The organism is Streptomyces sp. NPDC047085, assembly GCF_040643735.1.
Classification (GTDB): domain Bacteria; phylum Actinomycetota; class Actinomycetes; order Streptomycetales; family Streptomycetaceae; genus Streptomyces.
The window spans coordinates 193,660-208,804 of sequence record NZ_JBEYUW010000005.1 but is presented as its reverse complement, the minus strand read 5'-3'; the positions used below and the strand labels follow the sequence as shown (position 1 = coordinate 208,804).

The window sequence follows — 15,145 nt, the reverse complement described above, 5'->3', positions numbered from 1 at the left end:
AGCCCCCTTATACGGCCTGACGGAACCGCGACGTCCGGTGCACCGGATCCGTGTCGATCTTCGGGATCACGTGCTCCCCGATCAGCCGGATCGTCTGCAGCGTCTCCTCCTTCGGCACGCCCACCGGCAGCCCGAAGCTCAGCTGGTCCGCCCCCGCCTGCTCCCACCGCTTGCACTGGCGCAGCACCTCGTCCGGATCCCCGCAGATGAGCAGCTCCTCCTCCACGAGCAGCTCCACGAACTCCGGCGTGTACTGCGGCAGCGTCTCCGGCCACACCGGGAAGCCCTCCGGCCGGGGGAACGTGTCGTGGTACCGGAACACCAGCGACGGCAGGTAGTGCAGCCCGCCGTTGACCGCGATCTCGATCGCCTCGGCGTGCGTCGGCGCGCAGATGGCGGTGGTGGTCACCATGACGTTGTCGTTGACGAAGTCCCCGACCGGCTCCGCGTTCACGACCGCCGTCTTGTACTGCTCCAGCACCCACTCCATGTCGGAGACCTTCTGGATGCTGAAGCCGAGCACGCCGAGCCCCTTCTTCGCGGCCATGGCGTACGAGGCCGGAGACCCGGCGGCGTACCACATCGCCGGGTGCGACTTCCCGTACGGCTTGGGGAGCACCTTGCGCGGCGGGAGCTGCCAGTGCTTGCCCTGGAAGCCGGCGTACTCGTCCTGGAGCCACATCTTCGGGAACTCGGCGATGGTCTCCTCCCAGATCTCCTTCGTGTAGTTCATGTCGGTGATCCCCGGGAGGAAGCCGAGGATCTCATGGCTGCCGGCGCCCCGCCCGCTGCCGAACTCGAAGCGGCCCTCGCTGAGGTGGTCCAGCATGGCGACCTTCTCGGCGACCTTGACCGGGTGGTTGACCTGGGCGAGGGGGTTGAAGATCCCGGAGCCCAGGTGGATGCGCTCGGTGGCGTGGGCGAGATAGCCGAGGAAGACGTCGTTGGCGGAGAGGTGCGAGTACTCCTCCAGGAAGTGGTGCTCGGAGGCCCAGGCGTACTTGAAGCCTGACGTGTCCGCCTGGATGACGTACTCGGTCTCCTCCATCAGCGCCTTGTGCTCGGCCAGCGGGTCGGTCTCGGCGCGCTTGCCCACGTATCCCTGTACGAAGAGCCCGAATTCCACGGCGGTTCACCATCCCAAGTCCAGGTGGTTCCTACGAGTCCTACGAACTTTCTGACGTAGCGTCAGATTCGTCAATAGATGACGGCCTGTCAGATGACGCTGACCCCCGCCAGCCATCCCCCGTCGATCACGAACGGCTGCCCGGTGATGTACGAGGAGTCGTCCGAGGTGAGGAAGAGCGCCAGCCGGGCCACCTCCTCCGGCTGCCCCACCCGCCCGAGCGGCACCAGCTTGCGGTACAGCTCGTCCAGGGCCCGGCTCATCTCCTCCGGGTCGGCGTCCGGGTCCAGCCGGGCCGGGTTCGACATCGCGGTGTCGATCGCGCCCGGGCAGATGGCGTTGACCCGGATCCGCCGGCTCGCCAGCTCCAGCGCGGCCACCCGGGTCAGTCCCAGCACGGCGTGCTTGGTGGCGGCGTACGTGCCCACGGCCGCCATGCCCGTCAGCGCCGTGTAGGACGCGGTGTTGACGATGGTCCCGCCGTCGGCCAGCTCCGGTGCGACCGTCTTCATCCCCAGGAAGCAGCCGACCTGGTTGACCTGCACGACCTGCATGAACTCGTCGAGCGGGGTGTCCACGAGGGCGTTGAAGCGCAGGATGCCCGCGTTGTTCACCAGCCCGTCGAGCCGGCCGTACGCCTTCTTCGCGGCGGCGACGGCGGCCTTCCACTCCTCCTCCACGCCCACGTCCAGGTGGACGTAGGTCGCCCCGATCTCCTTGGCGAGGGCCCCACCGAGGTCGTCCAGCACATCGGCGACGACGACTCGCGCGCCCTCCGCGACGAAGAGCCGCGCCTCCTGCTCGCCCTGCCCGCGCGCCGCCCCGGTGACGATGACGACGCGCCCGTCCAGCTTGCCCATGCCGCTCCTCAGGTCAGGCGGGGCGCGACCTCCGCCCCGAACGCGTGGATCTGGTCGATGAGTTCGCTACGGCTCCGGCTGCGGAACCGCACCTGGATCTGGTGCACGCCCATCGCGCGGTAGGCCCGCAGCGACTCGGCGATCTCGTCCGGGGCCCCGGTCAGGGTGCGCCGCCCGACCTCCCAGCCGACCCGGCCGACGTACAGCGGCTCGGTGATGGCGCCGATGGTGCAGGGCGCCTCGATGCCCGCTTCGGCGCGGAGGCGCCGGAGCCTGTCGATCTGAGCGGGCAGCCGGTCCCGGGGATCCCCCTGCGGCAGCCAGCCGTCGCCCTTCAGCGCGGCCCGGCGGACGGCGGCGGGAGAGGAGCCGCCGACCCAGAGCGGGACGTGCTCCTGGGCGGGCCGGGGGCGCTGACCGAGCCCCTCGAAGTCGTAGAGCTTGCCGTGGTGTTCGGGGAACTCCGACGGTCCGAGGGCGGCCCGCAGGGCGTCGATCACCTCGTCGAGCACGGCGCCGCGCCGCTCGAAGTCCACCCCCAGCGCCTCGAACTCCTCCCGCACGTGCCCGGCCCCCACGCCCAGGATCAGCCGGCCCCCGGAGAGCCGGTCGAGGGTGGCGTACTGCTTGGCGCTGAGCAGGGGATGCCGCAGGCCCACGACGGCCACATGGCTGAGCAGCCGTACCCGCCCGGTCACGGCGGCGAGGTGGGCGAGGGTGGCGACGGGGTCGTACCAGACCGTGCTCATCGCGTCCGCGAGGCGGCGCGGGATCGCCACGTGGTCGCAGCAGGCGAGGTAGTCGAACCCGGCCCGGTCCACGGCCCGGGCGACCTCGACCAGGTCGGCGGGCCCGGCGGCGGCCTCCCAGCCCTCCGTGTAGAGGGTGCTCTGGGACTGCACGGGCAGCTGGATGCCGTACGCGAGGCTCACCGGGGGCTCCACAGGCCGTCCGGGGTCAGCCCCAGCAGCTCGATGGCGTTCCCTCGGACGATCCGCTCGACCACGTCCGCCGGCAGGTGCCCCATCTGGGCCTCGCCGACCTCCCTGGACTTCGGCCAGGTGGAGTCGGAGTGGGGGTAGTCGGTCTCGTACAGGACGTTGCCGACGCCGATGGAGTCGAGGTTGCGAAGGCCGAAGGCGTCGTCGAAGAAGCAGCCGTAGACGTGGCCGGCGAACAGCTCGGACGGCGGCCGGTGGACCTTGTCGGCGACCCCGCCCCAGCCCCGATTCTCCTCCCAGACCACGTCCGCGCGCTCCAGGATGTACGGGATCCAGCCGATCTGCCCCTCCGCGTACATGATCCTCAGGTTCGGGAAGCGCTCGAACTTGCCGCTCATCAGCCAGTCCACCATCGAGAAGCAGCAGTTGGCGAAGGTGATGGTGGAGCCGACGGCGGGCGGGGCGTCGGCGGAGGTGGAGGGCATCCGGCTGCTGGAGCCGATGTGCATGGCGACGACCGTGCCGGTCTCGTCGCAGGCCGCGAGGAACGGGTCCCAGGCGTCGGTGTGGACGGAGGGGAGGCCGAGGTGCGGGGGTATCTCGGAGAAGGCGACGGCCCGGACCCCGCGTTCGGCGTTCCGCCGCACCTCCTGGGCCGCCAGTTCGGCGTCCCACAGCGGGATGAGGGTGAGCGGTATCAGCCGCCCGTGCGCCTCGGGGCCGCACCACTCCTCCACCATCCAGTCGTTGTAGGCACGGATACAGAGAAGCGCGAGGTCCTTGTCCTCCGCCTCCGTGAAGGTCTGGCCGCAGAAGCGGGGGAAGGTGGGGAAGCAGAGGGCGGACTGGACGTGGTTGACGTCCATGTCGGCGAGGCGCTGCGGGACGTCGTACGACCCCGCCCGCATCTGCTCGTACGTGATCACTTCGAGCTTGATGTCGTCCCTGCTGTAGCCGACGGCGGTGTCGAGGCGGGTGAGGGGGCGGCACAGGTCCTCGTACACCCACCAGTCCCCGAGGGGACCGTCCGCGCCGCCCGGCTCGCCCATGACGGGCTTGAAGCGCCCGCCCAGGAAGGACATCTCCTTCAGGGGGGCGCGGACGATGCGCGGACCGGTGTCCAGGTACCGCTTCGGGAGGCGGTCCTGCCATACGGCGGCGGGCTCAACGGTGTGGTCGTCGACCGAGATGATCAGAGGAAAGGTCGCTGTCGTCGAGGTCTCCATGAGGCTCACGGTAGCGCCGATCTGACGGTCCGTCAGCTCCTGTTTCGGGTCTGCCGGGCGCGGAGAGGTTGTGAGGGCCTTGTGGACTCACGCGTGCCACCCTGTGATCGGGGTCTCCCACGGCTGACGCAACTGCCCGGAACAAGGCAAACTGACGGGGTTGTTCGTGATGCCTAGGGGGGGCGAACGCATGGAAGGTCGGCCGCGAGTACCTGAGCAGCGGCGTCCCGGCTCCGCGGCCAGTGCCATCGCGGAGCCGGCGGCATCGCGCTTCAGCGTGCTCGGTCCGGTACGGGCCTGGCGCGGCGGGGAACCGCTGAACACCGGCTCCCCTCAGCAGCGCGCCCTGCTGGCCGCCCTGCTGCTGCGCGAGGGCCGTACGGCGACGGCGGCGGAGCTGATCGACGCGCTCTGGGGCACCGAGCCGCCGTCCCAGGCCCTGGCGGCACTGCGGACGTACGCCTCACGCCTGCGGAAGGTCCTGGACCCGGGCGTCCTGGTCAGCGAGTCCGGCGGGTACGCGGTGCGGGCGCCGGCCGAGGGCGCGCTGGACCTGGCCGTGGCGCAGGAGCTCGCGGGAGAGGCGGAGAAGGCGCGCGGGGCGGGTGACCTGTGCCGGGCGCGTTCCCTGCTCAGCGAGGCGCTGGACCTCTGGGACGGCGAGCCTCTCGCCGGCGTCCCCGGCCCCTACGCGGAGGCGCAGCGCGTCCGGCTGGAGGAGTGGCGGCTCCAACTGCTGGAGTCCCGCCTCGACATGGACCTCGAACAGGGCTGCCACGCGGAGGCGGTCTCGGAGCTGACGGCGCTGACGGCCGCGCACCCCCTGCGGGAACGGCTGCGCGAGCTGCTGATGCTGGCCCTGTACCGCAGCGGCCGCCAGGCCGAGGCGCTGGCGGTGTACGCGGACACGCGGCGCCTGCTGGCGGAGGAACTGGGCGTGGACCCGCGCCCCGGGCTCAGGGAACTCCAGCAGCGCATCCTCCAGGCCGACCCGGCCCTGGCGGAACCCTCGGCCCCTGCGGCAGAACCACCCGTGGTCCAGGTGCGCCCGGCCCAACTCCCTGCCTCGGTCCCAGACTTCACGGGACGGGCCGCCTTCGTGGGCGAGCTGAGCGAGGTGCTGGCCTCGGCATCGGAGGCGGAGGGCCGCGTGATGGCGGTGTCGGCACTGGCCGGGATCGGGGGCGTGGGCAAAACCACTCTGGCGGTCCACGTCGCCCACCGCGCACGCTCCTCCTTCCCCGACGGCCAGCTCTACGTCGACCTTCAGGGCGCCGGCCATCGCCCCGCCGAACCGGAGACGGTCCTCGGCTCCTTCCTGCGCGCCCTGGGCACGGCGGACTCGGCGATTCCGGACTCCCTGGAGGAGCGGGCGGCCCTGTACCGCTCGGTCCTGGACGGCCGTCGGGTGCTGGTCCTCCTGGACAACGCGAAGGACGCGGCCCAGGTACGCCCCCTGCTCCCCGGCACGGAGGGCTGCGCCGCCCTGGTCACCTCCCGGGTCCGCATGGTGGACCTGGCCGGGGCCCACCTGGTCGACCTGGACGTGATGTCACCGGACGAGGCACTGGCCCTGTTCACGAAGATCGTGGGCCAGGAACGGGTCGCGGCGGAACGGGAGGCGGCGCTGGACGTGGTCGGCGCCTGCGGCTTCCTCCCCCTGGCCATCCGCATCGCCGCGTCGCGCCTCGCGGCCCGCCGCACCTGGACCGTCTCGGTCCTGGCGGCCAAGCTCGCCGACGAACGCCGCCGCCTCGACGAGTTGCAGGCCGGCGACCTCGCGGTGAAGGCCACCTTCGAACTGGGCTACGGCCAACTGGAACCGGCCCAGGCCCGCGCCTTCCGCCTGCTGGGCCTGGCCGACGGCCCGGACATGTCCCTGGCCGCCGCGGCCGCCGTCCTCGACCTCCCGGTGGAGGACACGGAAGACCTGCTGGAATCCCTGGTCGACACCTCCCTCCTGGAATCCGCCGCCCCCGGCCGCTACCGCTTCCACGACCTGGTCCGCCTCTACGCGCGTGCGTGCGCGGAACGCGACGAACAGCCACCCAGCGAGCGGGACGCCGCGATGTCGCGGCTGCTGGACTTCTACCTGGCGACGGCGGCGGGGGTCTACGCGGCCGAGCGGCCAGGGGACAGGCTCGTGGACCATCTGGAGAAGACGGGCGTCTCGGGATTGGTCTTCCCCGATCGCCGCGCCGCGCAGGACTGGCTCTACGCCGAAGCAGTGCCGCTTCTGGCTTGCGTACGGCAGTCGTCCAGCGGCGCCACGCTGCGGCGCGCCGTCGACCTGCTGTGGGCGGCGGTCGACCTCGCGGAGTCGGGAGCGAACTTCAAGGAGTACGAGGCGGTCGGCGCGGCCCTGCGTGACGCCGCTCATGCCGCCTCCGACCTTCGCGCCGAGGGCCGGGCCATCCTTGTACTGGCCAACGCCCGCCACTGGTCCGGACAGTTCACCCAAGCCTATGAGGAAGCACGACAGGCACTGGCCCTGTCGGAGTCTGCCGGCGACCCCTTGCCGTGCTGCTGGGCGGCGAACATCCTCGGCGCCTTCGCCTTTTACCAGGGCCGCTATGCCGAGGGCGAGGCATACCTGGAGCGTGCCATCGCCGACTTCCGCGCCTGCGGCGACCTCTCCGGCGCGGCAGCGGCGCTGTGCAACCTCTCTCGTCTGCACCTGCAGACGGACCGGCCGGACAGCGCCGTGCATCTCGCGCGGCAGGGCACCGAGATGTACGAGGAGCTCGGTCACTCCCTGAAGGCGGCCAACGGCCACTACGCCCTGGGACTGGCCCTTGGCGAAAGCGGCCAACTGGCCGACGCCAGCGCGCATCTGGGGCAAGCCCTCCTCGTCTTCCGCGCCAGCAGGCAGCGCCTGTGGGAGGGGATGACCCTCTACCGGCTTGCCGAGGTGGACCTACGCGCCCAGCGGCCGGCCCAGGCGGCCACCAACGCCGAGATGGCCCTGACGCCGCTCAAGGAGATCGGTGGCGAGTGGCGACGCGGCAACGTGCTGACCGTACTCGGAAAGGCCCTGAACGGGATCGGGCAGACCGGCAGGGCCCAGGTCTGCTGGCGCGAGGCGCTGGAGATCTACGAGCGGCTGAACTCCCCTGAGGCAGCGGAGGTCCAAGCGCTCCTGGCCCCGGCCGCCACAGCCTGACCTGGCCACGGTCGCGGCGTTCATCGATCGTTTATCGCGCCACGGCACTCTCTTGGTGTCGGGCCGTTCCGTCGGGGGGCAGACGGCCCAGTCGGCGAGGCCGCCTCACTCGCGATCTAGAGTGGGCGACTCCAGTGGCCCATCCGGCCACCCTCGGGGGAGTGACCGGATGGGCCCGCCACAGCTGCAACGCAACTCCAAGGGGAGGCACCTGATGAGCGACACCACCAAGGACCAGCCGGTCGTCAAGCCGGACAACACCCACATCACCGACGCCACGGCCGGCACCGAGGTCAAGCCGCTCAACACGCACATCACCGATGCCGAGGCCGGCGCGGACATCAAGCCGCTCAACACCCACATCACGGACGCCGAGCTGGCAGCCGGCGATGGCACGGCCACTCCGGACAACACCCACATCACGTCCGAGCCCGCCTGAGCCGGACAACACGGGGGATCGGCCGCGGCGGCGCGGAGGGGGAGCCGTCGCGGCCGAGGTGTGTTCAAAGGCGATCATCAAGGTCGCCATCGCCGTTGCCGCAGTGAGCCGGGACCTCGATGACGATCAGCGCCCGGCCCCCTCCAGCTCGCACCGCACCGTCTTGCCCGCCGCCTGCTCCACTCCCCACCGCACCGCCACCGCATCCAACAGGGCCAGGCCGCGTCCCGTCTCGTCGTCGGGCGCGGCGGGCGGGGCGACGGGGAGGGCATGCTCGGCCGGGTCCGTGACCTCGACCCGAATGCTGTTGCCGCCCGGCCGCGCCACCCGTACACGGATCGGCGCCCCCTCCCCCACATGCCGGATGACGTTGGTGACGAGTTCGGTGACGCAGAGCTGGACATCGGCACAGGGCTCGTCGAGATAGCGGCGGACGGTGCGGCGCAAGCCCTGGAGTGCCTTCGGTACGGCGACGAGTTCGACGTCCAGAAGCGGCCGGCTCGGCCTGCGCCCCTCGGTCCGCAGCACCTCCACCAGCTTGCGTGCTGTCGCCGTGTTGCAGTTCCCGAGGGCCACCAGACCAGCCGGGGGCTGGTATCCGCCCGCGAAACTCGGCAGGTCCACCCGGAGGGACGGCAGGGTGATGCCGTGGGCGGAGAGGGCGTCGCGCAGATCCTCCACGCAGAGGGTGCTGTCGTAGACGGAGTTGCCGGGGGTGGCGGAAGCGGAGTTCAAGGAGGACACGGTTGCGTACGCCTTCCTGTGCTCTCTGTGACGAAACAAGGTTTCGGCTACGCAGCGCAACTGGCAAACGGCGGTGACGAGTTATGCCCCCACGCAAGGACCCCGACGCCTCGGCGAACGTCCCCTCCTTCTACGGCGCCGAGTTGCGCTACCAGCGGGAGCTGGCGGGGCTGACGCTGGAGCAGCTGGCGGAAGGGAGCTTCCGGGGTGTCCCGTTCCTGAGCCAGATCGAGCGCGGAGAGCGGCGGATGCCGCTGGATCTCGCCCGGCACGTCGACAAGGTGCTGGGGACGGACGGGTTTTTCGAGCGCCGTTGTGAAGATGCCCGCAGGGCACGGCAGTCGGGGCATGCGGAGTACTTCGCGGACGTGGCGGAGATGGAGCAGCATGCGGAGACGATCGAGGAGTGGGCTCCGATGCTCGTACCGGGACTGTTGCAGACACAGGCGTACGCCGAGGCCGTCGTTCACACCTTGCTGCCCTGGCTGCCGCCCGAGACCGTCGACAAGCAGGTCCGGGCCCGGTTGAAGCGGGCGGAGATCTGGAAACGCGAAGACCGGCCGTCCTTCTGGGCGGTGCTCCACGAGTCCGTCGTCCACAAGCCTCTCTTGCCGCCGACTGAGATGGCGTTGCAGCTGAAACACATTGCTCATGTGATCCGCTCCACGCAGGGCGTTCTGCAGATCCTCCGGGAAACGGCGAACGCCCACCCGTTCATGATGGGCATGATGAAGGTGATGACCTTCCCGGACGCCCCGCCGGTTGCCTACACCGAGGGCCTCCACAATGGCCAACTCATCGACTTTCCCGCGCTCGTGAAGGACTACCGCAGGTCGTACGATCTGCTCAGGGCCGCGGCACTCCCGCCAGAGGCGTCCCTGGCCATGGTCGAACAAGCGGCAGAGGACTACCGAGATGGCAAGCACCGGGATTGACCTGAGCACCGCCCAGTGGCGCAAGAGCAGCTACAGCAACGGGAGCGGCGGGGATTGCGTCGAAGTCTCGGACACTCACCCCGGGGTGATCCCCGTCCGTGACTCGAAGCGGCCGGACGACGGACCCGTACTCCTCTTCCGCCACCTCGCCTGGAGCACCTTTCTCGGCTCGCTGAAGGGCTGAGCCCTCCTGTGCCGGTGTGCACAGAGCATCTCGGTGGCGGGGTATCCCGATCCCGCAGGGTTCCTGACCCGGGTACCCTCGCGTCGCAGCGCTGAGCGGGCCGCAAGCTGGCTGGCCAGTACATACAGGTGCACCCTGATCACGTACACGCGCCCTGATCCCGCCGATCTCGTCGCCACACCGCAGTTAAGCGGACCAGCCGGTCAAGGCCACCTCTGCGCCACCTACCGTCTGGTACCGGCCATTCAGGAATCCGAGACCGGCCCCCAGGTGGACATGGCCGCACCAGGCGAGGACATGGTCCACGCCTGCGGGAGCAAGACCGGCCTGTGTGACACCCACGGGACAAGCGACGCCACAGCCCTCGCCTCTGCCGGCGCCGCCCTCATCTGGCCCAAGCACCCGACCTGGACCAACAACCAGGTCCTGCGGGTCACGCTCAACATCATCGGCGCACCCACGGACGGAGCCAAGCGCAACGACGCCATCGGCTATGGCATCGTCCGGCCCCGCGTCGCTCTGCAGAGCCCAGTGACCCGGGCCCCGCTGATGTCTATCCGCTGCCGGACCTGGAGGCGGCGGCGGAGTCGTGCTCCTCGGAGCGGCGCTCGCGGTTGGCGCCATCACCCGCAGGCAACGGACGCCGACAGCACCACTCGCAACGCCAGCCTCCGCTCCGAACCAAGCTCCGCACGCAGCGCCTGGATTCAGTCCCTCTCCCTACACACCCCCGGTCCCACCGGACCAGTTCCCCCCGTCCGATCGAGGACCTGGGGGCGTCTGAGTACGGATACTCAGACGGGCTGGTGGCCGACACCGATGGGGCACGTGATGCGGTGTCGGTACTGTGCTTCTCGATCACCACAGCATTGCTGTCGCACGTTCACAGCATCTCGGCGGCGTACGACGGGACACGGGGAGGGGCCACGCATGGCGTGGGAGGAGTGGGAGCAGGCCAAGGCCGCGGCGGTCGAGCGGCAATCGGCACACATGCAGCTCAACCAGATTCCGAGCGACCCGGGAGGCACCAGCTCGGGTGGCGGCGGCGTGTCCGGCAAGCTCAGGTCCGACAAAGCTGCCTGGTCCACGGCCGGTAACGGCGTCGGCGATCTACGGGACAACATCAGCAAGGCGCTGGCGAAGCTGGGGGAGGGCCAGAAGGGCCTCGGCGAGGATTCCGGGTGCCTGACCGCTGCTGCCCAGCGGGAGGTCCACACATCCTGGGAGCGCTACGTCGGGGACGTGAGCGGGCGCTGCGAGAAGCTGGCCGGGCTGCTGGAGAAGGTGGGCAACGATCAGCTAAGGACCGACGAGGCCATCAAGGCCGAGATCGCGAAGGTGAAGACCGAGTACGAGGACACGCCGGCGGCCGGCGGTCAGTCCAAGGGCCGGTGACCAGAGGCCATGGACTACATGACGCTGAAGACCTTGAAGCTGTCCGAGTACTCGGATGCGGCGGATGGTTTCCGCGCGGTGAGCGACATGGCCGGCGCGGCCAAGGACCGCATCGAACTGCAGATCACCGTGGCCATGAAGAAGGCCAACGAGGGTGAGGCAGCAGATGCGGCGGACGGCCAGTTGCGGGAGCTGGCGAAGAACTTCCACTACACGCAGGTCGAGTGCGGCCTGGTCAGCACCGCGCTGGACGGGTTCGTGTACGACATGGAGGCGGCCAGGAGAAAGCTGGACGCTGTGGTCGAGGACGCGCATGCCAGGAAGTTCACCGTGAACTCCGACGGCTCGGTCAGTTACCCGCCCGGCGGTGAGAAGACCGACGGCAAACTCCCCGAGGGCGGCACCGTGGCCAGCCTTGCGGAGGACCCGACCGCAGACGCGATCGGCCGCTATGCGGCCGGCATCGACCCCAACCCCAACGCCCGGTACGCGCAGGAATACGCCGATCGCATCGCGGAGGCCGTCAAGGAGGCCACGGAGGTCGACGAGAAGTGGGCGCCGAAGCTGCGGGCGCTGAAGGCGGACGACGACCTGACCGTCTCCGACCGGGACTGGGCCGACGCGAAGAAGGACACCGCCGGCGTTCTCAAGGGAGCCGAGGACTACCTGCATTCCATCAAGGAGCCGCCCAAGCACGGGACTCCCCAGGAGAACGCGGAGTGGTGGAAGAGCCTCACCGACGAACAGCGGGCGGATTACATCGCCGTCCACCCTGACTCGATCGGGTGGATGGACGGCCTTCCCGCCACCGTGCGTGATGAGGCGAACCGAACCGTGCTTGCCGAGACCCGTGGCGCTTCTCAGGTCGAACTGGACGCCTGGATGGCGAAGGAGCCCGACCGCTTTACGACCATGCACCAACTCAACCCCAACACGGGTGAGGAAGTGGATGTCCAGGTGAGGGATCCTGAAAAGGAAGCTGAATGGCAGAAATGGGAGCGAAGCGGAAGGAGTTGCAAGGGCGGATCGACGGCATGGATGCGATCCAAAAGCGCTTCGACGCGACCGGCAAGCGGGGACTACCTGAGGCATACCTGCTGGGGTTCAGCACCGAAGGAGACGGCCGCGCGATCATCGCCAACGGAAACCCGGACACCGCGGATCACCAGGCCGTCTATGTGCCGGGTACGACGTCGGAGCTGGGAAACATCGAGGGCAACATCAACCGGATGGTCAATGTCTGGCACGAAGCCGATGACCAAGCCGATGGAAAATCTGTTTCCACGATCACCTGGCTCGGCTACGACGCACCTGACAGCGTCTGGAAGGACGCACCGTTCCCGAACTATGCATATGACGGTGCGCCGGCGCTCAACCATTTCCTGGACGGACTCGAGGCGTCACATTCCGGCGAATCGGAACCACACCGTACCGTGATCGCCCACTCGTACGGATCGACCCTTGTCGGCGCTGCGGCCCAGACGGGCCATCTCAACGCCGATGACGTCATCTTCGCAGGCAGTCCCGGCGTCAGGGTGTCCGGCGCCGATGAGATGGACGTCCCCAAGGGACATGTGTGGAACGAGGAGGCCGACGGAGACCCGGTTCCAGACGTCGGCCGCTGGGGTCACGGCGGGGACCGCTTCATCATCCCCAGCGATCCGGAATTCGGTGCCCACCAGATGACCACGGACACCGAAGGGCACAGCGGTTACTGGGACGAGACCTCCCATGGCCCTTCCCAGAGTCTGTTGAACCAGGCCCTGGTCGTTGTCGGCAAGGGTGACATGGTGCCACTGAAGCCGCCGCCCGACCCTTGGGCGCATGTGAAGTAGGAGTGCTGGCAGCCAGGGAAGCAACACGATGACCAGCCCGACGAAGTAAGGCTCCCCGACATGAAGACCAAACTGAGCGCTCTCGTGCTCGCCCTGCCCCTTTCCCTCACGATCCTCACGGGATGCAGCATGACTGACGGCCACTCTGACGAAGTCCCGTTCGCCGGCACGAGCACCTCAAGTCACGCGGCCGACGAAATGGAAAAGGTATCCAGCAGCATCTACGACCTGATCGGCGTCAAGGGGAAGGCGTCAGATAGCCAGCCGGGAGTCATGGACTGCTCGGACAAGGACACTAAGACGTACTTTCGCATCTTCCACCCGTGGAGTTTCTACCCCACATCGGCGAGCGACCTCGACGTAGCGATGGAGCGGCTCAAGACGGAACTGCCGAAGCATGGGTGGAAAATCGTCGCATACGGTCCGGACACCAGCAAGAACAAGAACATCAACCTGGTCGCTGACAACGACAAGAAGAAGTCCAGCGTTAAGATCATCAAAATGGCGAAGAACGATCCACCGAAGCTGAGCCTGACCGTCGTGTCTGGTTGCTACAAGGTCCCGGACGGTGAAGAGGTCGAACGTTTCTGAGAAGTCCTGTGGCCTTGACAACACCCAGCACCCCTTTAACTACGAGGCAACGTCGGCTCACCGCCGCCGCAATTCACCCTTCACGACCTTTCCGCTTGCGTTCCTTGGCAGTTCGGATACGAACTCCACCGCCCTCGGCACCTTGTAGTTCGCCATTTCGCGGCGGGACCAGGCGATCAGGTCGTCGGAGGTCAGGACCGAGCCGGGTTTTCGGACCACGAAGGCCTTGCCGACCTCACCCAGGCGGGGGTCCGGGATGCCGATCACCGCTACGTCCGCGACGTCCGGGTGGACGCCGAGCAACTGCTCTATCTCCGCCGGGTACGCGTTGAAGCCGCCGGCGATGAACATGTCCTTGAGGCGGTCGGTGATGCGGAGGTTGCCGGCCTCGTCCAGGACGCCCACGTCGCCCGTGCTCAGCCAGCCGTCCGGGGAGATCACCTCCCGCGTCGCAGCCGGGTCCTCGTAGTAGCCCCGCATGACGTTGAAGCCCCGGACCAGTACCTCCCCGGGTGTGCCGGGCGGGACCGGGGTGCCGTCGGTGGCGGCGACCTTCACCTCGGTACCGGGGATCGCCCGGCCCGAGGTGGAGGCGATCACCGAGGGGGTGTCCCCGCGGTGGCACATGGTGACGATGCCACTGGCTTCGGAGAGGCCGTAGGCGGTGAGGACCGTCTCCACGCCCAGTTCGCCGCGCAGGCGTTCCACCAGGCGCAACGGCACCACCGCCGCGCCCGTCACGACGAGGCGGAGAGAGGAGAGATCGTGGGCGTCCCTCGCCGTGTGGTCCAGGAGGGACTGGTGGAGGGTCGGTGGGCCGGGCAGGACCGACACCCGCTCCGCCGCGATGTTCGCCAGCGCCGTCTCCACGTTGAACACCGGCTGCGGGATCATCGTCGCCCCGCGCATCAGGCAGGCGATCACGCCGGCCTTGTAGCCGAAGGTGTGGAAGAAGGGGTTGATGATCAGGTAGCGGTCGGTGGTGCGCAGGCCCGCCAGGTCCGCCCAGATCACGTACGCCTTCAGCGTCTGCTCGTGGGTGATCATCGCGCCCTTGGGGCGACCCGTCGTACCAGAGGTGAAGATGATGTCCGAGAGGCAGCCCCCTTCCAACTCGTCTTCGCGCGCCCGCACTTCGGATGTTCCGACCCCTTCCCCCGCTGCCAGGAAGTCCTTCCAGGTCAGGAAGTCCTGGGGGGCGTCGTCGGAGAGGACCACCACCCGCTCCAGTTCCGGCAACCCGGGCAGCGGACCCCGGCCCGTCGGCACGCCCTCGCCCGCCGCCCGCCTCAGTGAGGCCACGTACGAGGTGCCGAGGAACGTGCCCGTCACGAACAGCAGCCGGGTGCCGCTGCGGCGCAGCACGTCGGCCGCCTCCGCTCCCTTGAAGCGGGTGTTCAGCGGCACCAGCACCGCGCCCGCCGTCACCGCGCCCAGTGCCGCGACGATCCAGTCGAGGGAGTTGGGGGCCCAGATCGCGACCCGGTCGCCGACCTGGACCCCGCTCGCCAGGCATGTCGCCGCCGCGCGTTCGACTCGGGCGCCGAGTTCCGCGTAGGTGATCCTCGTGCGGCCGTCGACCACCGCCTCGGTATCCGCGTACCGTTCGGCCGACCACCGCACCAGGCGGGGAACGGTGCCCCAGTCGCCCCGGTCGCCCCAGCCCCGTTCGTTCACAGCAGGCCTCCCGCATGCACGCGTAGCTG

Annotated in this window: 12 protein-coding genes and 3 pseudogenes; 8 read left to right on the top strand and 7 right to left on the bottom strand. The window is 69.0% G+C overall.

All coding sequences use genetic code 11. From position 1 onward, the window contains the following. Positions 1–7 precede the first annotated feature (7 nt). The 4 genes from ABZ865_RS19640 to ABZ865_RS19625 all read right to left on the bottom strand — a co-directional run bounded on the left by ABZ865_RS19640 (position 8) and on the right by ABZ865_RS19625 (position 4,153). Complete coding sequence (locus ABZ865_RS19640) at positions 8–1,126, bottom strand: LLM class flavin-dependent oxidoreductase (protein WP_361231614.1); 1,119 nt, start codon at positions 1,124–1,126, stop codon at positions 8–10. An 89-nt stretch (positions 1,127–1,215) separates the two neighbouring features. Next, entirely contained in the window at positions 1,216–1,986 is a 771-nt protein-coding gene (locus ABZ865_RS19635; protein ID WP_361231611.1) for a glucose 1-dehydrogenase, read from the bottom strand. 8 nt (positions 1,987–1,994) lie between these two features. Continuing rightward, entirely contained in the window at positions 1,995–2,918 is a 924-nt protein-coding gene (locus ABZ865_RS19630) for an LLM class F420-dependent oxidoreductase (protein WP_361231609.1), read from the bottom strand. Further along, a complete protein-coding gene (locus tag ABZ865_RS19625) occupies positions 2,915–4,153 on the bottom strand; it encodes an amidohydrolase family protein (protein ID WP_361231607.1) in 1,239 nt (412 codons plus the stop codon). Before ABZ865_RS19625 ends, ABZ865_RS19630 begins: the two co-directional genes overlap by 4 nt. Positions 4,154–4,343: 190 nt before the next feature. On the opposite strand from ABZ865_RS19625, the gene ABZ865_RS19620 reads away from it, so the two are divergent. After that, the gene (locus ABZ865_RS19620; RefSeq protein WP_361231605.1) at positions 4,344–7,316 is read left to right on the top strand and encodes a BTAD domain-containing putative transcriptional regulator; all 2,973 of its coding nucleotides are present in this window, start codon (positions 4,344–4,346) and stop codon (positions 7,314–7,316) included. 214 nt (positions 7,317–7,530) lie between these two features. Then, on the top strand, positions 7,531–7,755 hold the full coding sequence (locus ABZ865_RS19615) for a hypothetical protein (RefSeq protein WP_361231603.1): 225 nt from the start codon (positions 7,531–7,533) through the stop codon (positions 7,753–7,755). A 126-nt stretch (positions 7,756–7,881) separates the two neighbouring features. Here the strand turns inward: ABZ865_RS19615 and ABZ865_RS19610 are convergent, their stop codons facing one another. Continuing rightward, positions 7,882–8,283 carry an ATP-binding protein gene (locus ABZ865_RS19610; protein ID WP_361232270.1) on the bottom strand — a complete coding sequence of 134 codons (402 nt, stop codon included), beginning with the start codon at positions 8,281–8,283 and terminating at the stop codon, positions 7,882–7,884. Beyond that, positions 8,275–8,490: pseudogene (locus ABZ865_RS19605) on the bottom strand (ATP-binding protein); the annotation flags it as partial. The gene ABZ865_RS19610 and the pseudogene ABZ865_RS19605, both read right to left, overlap by 9 nt. Before the next feature lie 92 nt (positions 8,491–8,582). Between ABZ865_RS19605 and ABZ865_RS19600 the strand changes: the two are divergent. From ABZ865_RS19600 to ABZ865_RS19575, 6 genes and pseudogenes are all read left to right on the top strand, one after another. Further along, positions 8,583–9,434 (top strand): helix-turn-helix transcriptional regulator, encoded by an 852-nt coding sequence (locus tag ABZ865_RS19600; RefSeq protein ID WP_361231601.1) that lies wholly within the window; start codon positions 8,583–8,585, stop codon positions 9,432–9,434. Beyond that, positions 9,415–9,618 (top strand): DUF397 domain-containing protein, encoded by a 204-nt coding sequence (locus ABZ865_RS19595; RefSeq protein ID WP_361231599.1) that lies wholly within the window; start codon positions 9,415–9,417, stop codon positions 9,616–9,618. The genes ABZ865_RS19600 and ABZ865_RS19595 overlap by 20 nt, the downstream gene beginning before the upstream one ends. Before the next feature lie 249 nt (positions 9,619–9,867). After that, positions 9,868–10,202, top strand: a pseudogene (locus ABZ865_RS19590) (S8 family serine peptidase); the annotation flags it as partial. Between the two features lie 346 nt (positions 10,203–10,548). Next, positions 10,549–11,013 carry a hypothetical protein gene (locus tag ABZ865_RS19585; protein ID WP_361231597.1) on the top strand — a complete coding sequence of 155 codons (465 nt, stop codon included), beginning with the start codon at positions 10,549–10,551 and terminating at the stop codon, positions 11,011–11,013. Between the two features lie 9 nt (positions 11,014–11,022). Continuing rightward, a pseudogene (locus tag ABZ865_RS19580) lies at positions 11,023–12,848 on the top strand (alpha/beta hydrolase). A 60-nt stretch (positions 12,849–12,908) separates the two neighbouring features. Further along, complete coding sequence (locus ABZ865_RS19575) at positions 12,909–13,439, top strand: hypothetical protein (protein WP_361231595.1); 531 nt, start codon at positions 12,909–12,911, stop codon at positions 13,437–13,439. A 57-nt stretch (positions 13,440–13,496) separates the two neighbouring features. Here ABZ865_RS19575 and ABZ865_RS19570 read toward each other — a convergent pair whose 3' ends face one another. After that, positions 13,497–15,116 (bottom strand): FadD3 family acyl-CoA ligase, encoded by a 1,620-nt coding sequence (locus ABZ865_RS19570; protein ID WP_361231593.1) that lies wholly within the window; start codon positions 15,114–15,116, stop codon positions 13,497–13,499. Between the last annotated feature and the right edge of the window lie 29 nt (positions 15,117–15,145).